At 70.5% G+C, this 8,017-nt stretch carries 7 protein-coding genes and 1 pseudogene; 2 read left to right on the forward strand and 6 right to left on the reverse strand.

The genetic code is table 11. From position 1 onward, the window contains the following. Window positions 1–804, reverse strand: an 804-nt coding sequence (locus VAE53_RS00420; RefSeq protein WP_322817379.1) for a serine hydrolase domain-containing protein, incomplete at its 3' end; no start/stop codon positions are given. 180 nt (window positions 805–984) lie between these two features. Between VAE53_RS00420 and VAE53_RS00425 the strand changes: the two genes are divergently transcribed. Next, window positions 985–1,392 (forward strand): DUF302 domain-containing protein, encoded by a 408-nt coding sequence (locus VAE53_RS00425; protein WP_322817380.1) that lies wholly within the window; start codon window positions 985–987, stop codon window positions 1,390–1,392. A 5-nt stretch (window positions 1,393–1,397) separates the two neighbouring features. Here the strand turns inward: VAE53_RS00425 and VAE53_RS00430 are convergent, their stop codons facing one another. The 3 genes from VAE53_RS00430 to VAE53_RS00440 form a co-directional block, all read right to left on the reverse strand. Then, window positions 1,398–2,720 carry a regulatory iron-sulfur-containing complex subunit RicT gene (locus VAE53_RS00430; protein ID WP_322817381.1) on the reverse strand — a complete coding sequence of 441 codons (1,323 nt, stop codon included), beginning with the start codon at window positions 2,718–2,720 and terminating at the stop codon, window positions 1,398–1,400. Further along, the gene (locus VAE53_RS00435) at window positions 2,713–3,801 is read right to left on the reverse strand and encodes a hypothetical protein (protein WP_322817382.1); all 1,089 of its coding nucleotides are present in this window, start codon (window positions 3,799–3,801) and stop codon (window positions 2,713–2,715) included. The genes VAE53_RS00430 and VAE53_RS00435 overlap by 8 nt, the downstream gene beginning before the upstream one ends. Window positions 3,802–4,020: 219 nt before the next feature. Then, complete coding sequence (locus tag VAE53_RS00440; protein WP_322817383.1) at window positions 4,021–4,326, reverse strand: hypothetical protein; 306 nt, start codon at window positions 4,324–4,326, stop codon at window positions 4,021–4,023. Between the two features lie 157 nt (window positions 4,327–4,483). Between VAE53_RS00440 and VAE53_RS00445 the strand changes: the two genes are divergently transcribed. Continuing rightward, a complete protein-coding gene (locus VAE53_RS00445; protein ID WP_322817384.1) occupies window positions 4,484–4,810 on the forward strand; it encodes a hypothetical protein in 327 nt (108 codons plus the stop codon). A 24-nt stretch (window positions 4,811–4,834) separates the two neighbouring features. Here VAE53_RS00445 and VAE53_RS00450 read toward each other — a convergent pair whose 3' ends face one another. Together VAE53_RS00450 and VAE53_RS00455 are read right to left on the reverse strand one after the other, a co-directional pair. Then, a complete protein-coding gene (locus VAE53_RS00450) occupies window positions 4,835–5,869 on the reverse strand; it encodes a Gfo/Idh/MocA family oxidoreductase (protein ID WP_322817385.1) in 1,035 nt (344 codons plus the stop codon). A gap of 95 nt (window positions 5,870–5,964) precedes the next feature. Then, window positions 5,965–8,017: pseudogene (locus VAE53_RS00455) on the reverse strand (hypothetical protein); the annotation flags it as partial.

Raw genomic sequence — 8,017 nt, forward strand, 5'->3', positions numbered from 1 at the left:
CCCGCCCGAGAGGAACGACGGCTCGCGGAGGTAGCTGCTGGTCTCGGGGTCGTCGATGAGCTCGAGGGTTTTGTCGGGGCGGCGCCGGTAGTTGGCGGCGAACCGCTCGCGCTTCTCGGGCGGGACGAAGAAGGCGGTATCCACCATGCCCAAGGGTTCGAAGACGCGCTCGCGAAAATACTCGTCGAGCCGGCGGCCGGAGATGCGCTCGACGAGCGCCCCGCAGACGTCGGTGGCGAAGGAGTACATCCACCGTTCGCCCGGTTCGTAGCGCAGGGGAGCGCGGGCGAGCTTTTCGACGAAGGTGGCGAGCGTTTCGCCGGGGCCGCGCTGGATGCCGAGCCGGCGATAGGCCCGGTCGACCGGGTGGTTGGTGGCGCCGTAGGTGAGCCCGGCCGTGTGGCTGAGGACGTGGCGGAAGGTAACCGGCCGGGCTGGCTCTTTGGTTTCCATCTCCTCGCCGTCTCCGCTCACCCACACCCGCTGCGCCTCCCATCCGGGAAGAAAGCGCGCGACCGGGTCGTTGAGCATGAAGCGCGCCTCTTCGAACAGCTGCATGAGCGCCACGGAGGTGATCGGCTTCGTCATCGAATAGATGCGGAAAATGGTGTCGTCGCGCATGGGCCGCTGGCGCTCGCGGTCCATGTAGCCGAAGGAGCGGGCGAAGGCGGGGATGCCGTGGCGGGCGACGAGAACCTGGCAGCCGGCGATCTTGCCGGGCTCGAGGTAGTTCCGTTCGAGGTGAGCGGCGATCCGTTCGAGGCGCGCGGGTGAGAATCCCGCGCTGCGGGGCGATGTCTCCACGGGTGTTGAAACTCCTGTGTCGAATGGTGGCGCGATGATACCGGAGAGGGGTCGGGCGGGTCTTCGCGGCGGCGGCCGCCTCTGCGCTCTGGATGACCGCTCGGTCTCACCGTCCCGCGGCCGAGGCATCGGGCCGGGCAAACGCCTCTTTGCTACGCTGGGTGGTGGAGGTGATGCGCAATGACCGTTGCGATCGAACAGCTGGCATTCGGACTGCGGCGGGAGACGGGGCTGCCGTTCCACCAGGCGGTGGAGGCCGTGCGCGAGGCGCTGAAGGCGCAGGGCTTCGGCGTGCTCACGGAAATCGACGTGCAGGCGACGTTGAAGGCGAAGCTCGGGGCGGAGATGCCGCCCTACCTGATCCTCGGGGCCTGCAATCCGCCGCTTGCCCACCGGGCGCTGACCGCCAACCCCGAAGTGGGCATGCTCTTGCCGTGCAACGTGGTCGTCCGCGATACGGGCCGCGGCATCGTCGTCGAGGCGATGGACCCAGTGGCGGCGATGGGCATCGTGAACGATCCGGCGGTGGCGGAGGTGGCGAAGGCGGCGCGGGAGAAGCTCGAGGCGGCGCTGGCCGCGCTCGACTGAGGGGGTCAATCGCCGGCGCCGGAATCTTCGGGACGGCTGCCGCGTCCGCGGCGGCGCCGGCGCCGGCCCCCGTCCTGCGGCGGCTGGGAGGCTGGCGGCTGCGGCCCCTGAGCGGTCGGAGGCCGTTGTCCGGCGCCGGGTGGGGTGCCGCCCGGCGAGGCGGCGCGGCGAAAGACGCGGCCGGCCGGCGGCGGCCCTCCGCCCGCGGGGCCCGAGGCGGGTTGCTGCGGTGCGGGCACGGCACCCCGTGTGCGGCGGAGGTCCGCGGGCGGCGGCGGTTCGGGTGCCGGCGTTGTGGGGCGAAGGGGTTCCCTGCGTGCCGGGCGGGCCGGCACGATCCGCCGGGGGCCGCCGCCCGGCAGCCGACCGCGACCGGGGCCCGGTTCGTACACTGCATCCTCCTCCGCCGCATCGGCCTCGTCCGCCTCGTCGCCCGGCTCGATTAGGCCACGAGCGACCGCTTCTTCGCGGGTGAGGCTGGGCGGCGGCGGTGCGCTCTTGCTCGAAGGGTCCCAGCGGACCACCGTGCCGAGGTCGCGGTCCCCCACCTCGATGCGCTGGCCATCGACGAGGAGGGTGACCTGCCGTTTGAGGATGTTGATCGCGACGACTTTGCCTTCGCCGGTGGGGGTGCTGCAGCGCTGCCCGATTTTGGGGAGCGATTTCCGCATTTCGCGGTAGCCTTCGTCTTCGTAGCTCAGGCAACAGAGGAGACGGCCGCAGAGGCCGGAGATTTTCTGCGGATTGAGCGGCAGCTCCTGGTCTTTGGCCATGCGGATGGAGATGGAGGGGAAGGTTTCGAGCCAGCTGGCACAGCAGAGTTCGCGGCCGCAGATGCCGTATCCACCGGCGAGCCGCGCCCGGTCGCGAGCGCCCATCTGGTGCATCTCGACGCGGGCATGGAACTGCTGCGCGGCGCGCCGCACGAATTCCCGGTAGTCGAGCCGCTCTTCGCTGGTGAACGAGAAGGTCAGCCGCTTTCCGTCGAGGGTGAAGGAGGCGTGGTCGATCCGGGCGGGAAAGCCCGTCTCCTCGCCGAGGCGACGCGCCTCGGGGAGGAGTTCCTCTGCCCTCCGGTGGAGTTCGTCGGCCCGCCGAATGTCGGCCTCGGTGGCGAGGCGCAGAATCGGCTTGAGCTCGTCGCGCGGGAGTTCATCGACGACGACCTGGTCGGGCGCGATGACGACGCGCGCGATCTCGGGGCCGCGCACGGTTTCGACCACGACGTATTCGCCAGGTTCGAGACGAAGTCCGGCGGCGTGGAAATAGAAGATCTTGCCGGCGTTTCGAAAGCGCACGCCGGCGACGCGCGGAGGTCGTTCAGGCATGGGCCGGGAGTTCTTCCTCGCTGCTACGTTCCAGTGTAACGCGCGGAAAGCGGAGGAGCATGAGGTCGAAGGCGGGCCGGGCCTGGACGTTGGCCAAGAGGTGTTCGCGGATGGCGGCGATGGCGCGGAGCGCCTCGAGGGCGCCGGCGATGCCCCGCCGATCGTTACCGCGGGCCGCACGGCGAAGGTGCTCCTCCCAGAAGGCCTCCCAGCACTCCAGTTCGAAACGGACCGCCTCGGCATCGCCGCGCCAGCGTTCGGCGAGGGAGCGGGCGTAATCGAACCGGGCCGGCACGCTGGAGGCGGCCACCAGCGCACAGCGCTCGAGGATCCGGGCGCGCGCTCCGATGAGATCGGGTTCGGCAATGAAGGCGAGGGCGCGCCCGGGGCGCCCCCGGGCCGCCTCGGCTGCTCGCGCGGCGAGCGCCGGTTCGACGCCGCGGGCGAGTAGGCCGGCTTCGATTTCGGCACGCGCCACGGGCGGGACATCGATCCGGCGGCAGCGGGAGCGGATGGTTTCGAGCGTGCGCTCCGGGGCGGCGGTGACGAGGCAGAAGATGGTGTGGCCCGGCGGCTCCTCGAGCGTCTTCAGCAGCGCCGGCGCGGCGAACAGGGCGAGCCGGTCGGCGGGGTCGATGACGATCACCCGCGTCCGCGCCTCGAAGGGGTAGCGGGCCACGAGGTCGCCGATGCCCCGGACCTGGCAGATGCGAATCTCGGCCGAATCGGGGTGTGGCGGGTGGGTTTCGCCATCGCGCGGCTTGCAGAGGGTATCGCCCGGGCCGACGGTGATGACATCGGGATGGGCACCTTCGCGGATGAGGCGGCAAGGGCGGCAGGCACCGCACGGCTCGGAGGTGGCCGCCGCGGCGGGCGTTGGCAGCGCTTCGCCGAAGAGCGAGGCTCTGGCCGTCGGCGGGTGGAGGACCTCGCAGTTGCAGCACATGGCGAGGTAGCGCGCGAGCGCAGCCCGGCCGGTACCCTCGGGGCCGGCGAAGAGGAGCGCATGGGGCGGCTCGGGGCTGGCGGCCAGGGCAGCCAGCTCGCGGCGGATGGCTCCATGGCCGATGAGCGGTTCCACTCCTTCAGCCTACCGCCCGGCGGCAGGCCGGGGAACCCAGCACGCCGGCGCGGGCCCTGCCGTGAGACTGCCGAAGCCGACGAAACCTTTCGCAGACTCGATACGTTGTAAAGGGAGAAACCTGCCGATTGTCATATCGGAGGGTTCCTCCCCGGCAGCGCCCGAACGGGATGTCCCGCCCGCACCGGGCGCTGCCCCCCAATCGACTGCGCGACCGGCTCAGGCCGGCCGCGACGGGTGCGGCGGACGGCCTGTCCGCCGCAGGGCACGGTAGATGCTCCGGCGAGAGAGGCCGAACATCTCCGCGACGTCGTCGATGGGGAGCTGTCGCCGCCGGACCGCATCGGCGATGGCCGCATCGCGGCTCGTGCGGACCATCGCCGCCAGGCCGCCGGGGGTATCGTACCGACACCGCGGCAGCGGACAGGCGAGGCACGATGGCGCAATCTCGCAGCCGGTATCGCGGTACTCCGTGTGCTCGGGCAGCGCGTCGCAGCGGGCGGGGCGGGAAAGCGGCTCGGGCATCTCTGGCCCCTCCTCACGGGTCTGTGCCGGCCAGATTAGAACGAATGTTCGCATCGTGCCAAGGCCGCCATGGCGCGCGCCCGGCAACTCGTCAGCAGGTGCCGCGCCGTGCCAGCGAGCGCTCGGGCCTCGCCCGGCTGCCATCGACGCTCCATACATGGCGAACCAGCGAACCGACCGCCCGGCCCCCCGCCCGCGCCGCCGCACCCCGGCGGAGCGCGACCCGCTCGCGGCCGCATGGCGATTGATCGATGCCCTCTGGCACGAGGAGTGCGAGCCGAGCCGGGCGCAAGCGATCGTCGCGGCGCTCCGGGTGGTGCTCTCCGCGGGACAGGTGCCGTACGACCGCGATCGCGCCCTGCGCGAGGCCGAACTCCTCGGCCTGGCGATGCACGGCCTCCCCCCGCGCGACGACGAAGAGGCGAGGCTCGCCGAGGAGCTGTTCGGGCGGCGGTATTGGGAGGAGGGACAAGGCGAGCGGTAGGGTGGCGACCGCGGGCTGGCTAGCCTACTCGCCGAGCGGCATGCGTCGGCCCTCTTCGAAGCTGCGGTGGGCGGCATCGACGACGCGCATGTAGGCGACGCCATCGACGAAGTTCGTCAATCGCACGGGCGCGCCCTCACGAATCGCGGCGATGAAGTCCTCCTCCACCCGCCAGCCGCGGTCGGTGCCCGGGTCGGGTTCGATGGGGTGGCCGTGCGGCTGGCCGAAGGTCACGATCTCGGCGGTGTCGCCCGGATGCCAACGCAAAACCGCCTTCGTCCCGTGGATGGCGATGCCGTTGGCTTCGGCCCCGGCCGCCATCGTGCTGAGGTGGTAGGTGATGCGTGCGCCACGCGCCAATTCGCCGCTGACGACGTAGGTATCGGGGACGGTGACGGGCGCCAGCTGCCCGGTCTCCGGGTCGCGCCGCTCCGGCACCAGGATGGCGCCATCGGCGGTGACGCTGCCAGCGTGGCGGCCGAGCCACCGTTCGACGATCTCGACGTAGATGCCGAACATGAGCACGTTGCGCCCCGAGTACTCGCGCCGCTGGCGCCAGTGGAGCGGGGCGTGCGGGTCGAGCCCCTGACCGTTGAGCACCCGCACGGTCACTTCGCGCACCTCGCCGAGGGCACCTTCGGCCACGAGCCGCGTGATCGTCGGCCCGAGGCGAAGGTCGAACGGTGCCGGCACGAGCTGGGCGACGAGCTCGGGGTGGCGTTCGCTCGCCGCGAGCATCTCCACCGCCTCGGCCAGGTCCATCGCCATGCGCGCCTCGCAGAGCACGTGCTTGCCGGCTTCGAGCGCCATCACGGTGTATTCCCGGTGGCGGTACGGCCACGTTCCGATGCAGATCGCATCGATTTCCGGGTCGGCGCAGAGCGCTTCCGGGCTTTCGAAGACGCGCGGGATGCCGAACTGGTCGGCGACGCGCCGGGAGCTTTCCGGCGTACGGTTCACGACGCCGACGATCTCGACGCCGGGGATGCGTCGGAATCCCGGGATGTGTTGGGCGACGGTATTGGCGCCCGCTCCGATGAGGCCGATCCGAATGGTCATGCTGCGAGTATAGGGGCCGGACGAGCGAAGGGCCCCGGGGTGGCTTCCCGGGGCCCTCGTTGGGGTGCATGGTGCCGGGCTTCCCCGGCGGGGGCTTAGCGGTCGCTCCGCCGGCGGCCGAGGGCGAGGAACGCGAGGCCGAGGCTGAGGCTCACGAGGCCCGCCAGCACGAGCAGCAGGCTCGTCCCGCCCTGGCTCGCCCCGAACCCGTAGCCTGTGGCCGGGGCCAGCGGCGTCGGCGACTGACCAGGACCGGGCGTCCGTTCACCTGCGACTTGCGTCACCGGCGTGTTCGTCGGCGTCGGTGTGTTCGTCGGCTGGCCAGGCGTGGTCGGCGTCGGCGTGTTCGTCGGCGTCGGCTGGCTCGGCGTGGTCGGCGTGGGCGTCGGCGTGCTCGGCGGCGGCGGGCTGCAGCGCGGGTCGTTCGGGTCGACGCACGGCGGGTTGAAGGTCTTGATGTTCAGGAATTCGAGCGTCACCACCTGGCCGCCCTGGGTGGGCTGGGCCGTCTGGGAGACGAACTGCGGATTCCAGCCGGCCTGCACCGTCTCGGTCACCGTGTAGCTGCAGCCAATGGCCGGCGGCAGGTTGGTGAACTCGACGATGCCGTTCGCGCCGGTCGTCCCGGTCTGCGGGGTGATCCCGCAGCCGGTCAGGGTGAATTGCCAGCCCGCCCCATCCGAGGTGAACCCGACCACGTTCAGCGTCTTGTGGACGCGGATCGTGACCTTCGGGTCGTTGTAGAAGCAGATGGCGGCCTGCGGGGCGACGTTGGTGATCGACACGAGCGCGTTGACGTCCGTGCTCGTCGGGTTCGCCGGGCAGATGACGGCATCACCGGAGATGGCGCCAACGGCCCAGCCGGCGTACGCGTAGCCAGGCTTCGGCGTCTCGCTGAGGGTGAAGCTGCCGGCGGAGAGGCCGAGGAAGAACCCGACGTTCTGCTGGCTGAAGTGCTCGGCGGCCGTCCCGGTGATCCCGGGGCCGGCGAGGTTGGCCGTGAAGACCGTGGTATCGCCCGACTGGCCGGGGCCGCGGACCACCTTCTTCACGAGGATGCGGCCGTCGCTCGCCGTGCAGCCGACGGTAACCGTGGCGCTGTCGCTCCCTTCGGTGCCGGCGCCAACGAAGCTGACGGTATTGGTGTGCTCCCCGCAAATCGCGAACGTGCCCGTCGGCGCCGTGGCCTGGATGGTCACGGTGTAGGTGCCGGTCTGCGTGTTCCCCGGCAGGGTGCAGATCAGCGTGCCGCTCGAGAGCGTGCAGCTCAGCGGCGAAGTCGCGACCGGGCTGCCGTAGGTGAACCCGGATGGCAAGGTGTCGGTCAGCGTGAGCTGCGACGACGTCGGGCCGTTGGCCACGCTGATCGAGATGACCCAGCTGAACGGGACGCCGGGCACGACGGCCCCCGAGGGCGCCTGCTTATCGACGACGACGTTGCCGAAGCGCTCGTTGTAGAAGCAGATGACGACGTTTTCCCCGGGCAGAAGCGTCCCGAGCGAGGCGGTGCCGTTGGTGTTGGGGGCCGGGCCCGTCGGGCAGACGCCGTTGGTCGCATACGCCCAGCCGAGGACCTGGTAGCCGTTCTGCCCCTGTTCGGTCACCGTGTACTGCTGGTACGACGAGGCGGTGAAGGTGGCGTTCACCGGGCCGTTGGCGCTCGACTCGGCGATCTGGCCGGTCTGCGAGCTTTGGGACCCGTAGAGCGTCACGGTGAACTGGGTGGTGTCGTTCACGACGTTGGTGACGACCTTCTTGACGGTCACCGTCGGCTTCTTGCAGTTGGTGAACGGGAAGGTCTGGGGCCCCTCGCCGTTCGTCTGGGCGGCTACCGCGATTTCGCACTGCTCCCAGCCCTGTGCCGGAGTCTCGCTGACCGTCCCATTCCAGATGAGCGGAACGGTGCAGGTCCAGGTAGCGAGAACGGAGCCGTTGCTGGAGGAGAGCGTCGGACCGGTGCAGGCCTGCGCGAAGTCGATGCCATCGCTGATCGTGAAGGTGGGATAGTCGGCCTCCGTGACCTGGCTGACCCCGACGAACTCCTTCTCGATGACGATCTTCTTCGTGGCCGGAACGTTGTACGCGGTGCACTTGCCCTTCCCGCCTTTGACGGCTTCGAAGTACAGCCACTCCCAGTTGTCGTTGTTG

It is taken from the genome of Tepidiforma sp., from assembly GCF_034432735.1.
In the GTDB taxonomy this organism is placed as follows: Bacteria; Chloroflexota; Dehalococcoidia; order Tepidiformales; family Tepidiformaceae; genus Tepidiforma.

Bases quoted from the DNA above. Each gene is read 5' to 3' on its own strand.
- VAE53_RS00445 (WP_322817384.1), top strand. From the start codon at position 4,484: ATGGCGAACCAGCGAACCGACCGCCCGGCCCCCCGCCCGCGCCGCCGC.
- VAE53_RS00440 (WP_322817383.1), bottom strand. From the start codon at position 4,326: ATGCCCGAGCCGCTTTCCCGCCCCGCCCGCTGCGACGCGCTGCCCGAG.
- VAE53_RS00425 (WP_322817380.1), top strand. From the start codon at position 985: ATGACCGTTGCGATCGAACAGCTGGCATTCGGACTGCGGCGGGAGACG.
- VAE53_RS00450 (WP_322817385.1), bottom strand. From the start codon at position 5,869: ATGACCATTCGGATCGGCCTCATCGGAGCGGGCGCCAATACCGTCGCC.
- VAE53_RS00430 (WP_322817381.1), bottom strand. From the start codon at position 2,720: ATGCCTGAACGACCTCCGCGCGTCGCCGGCGTGCGCTTTCGAAACGCC.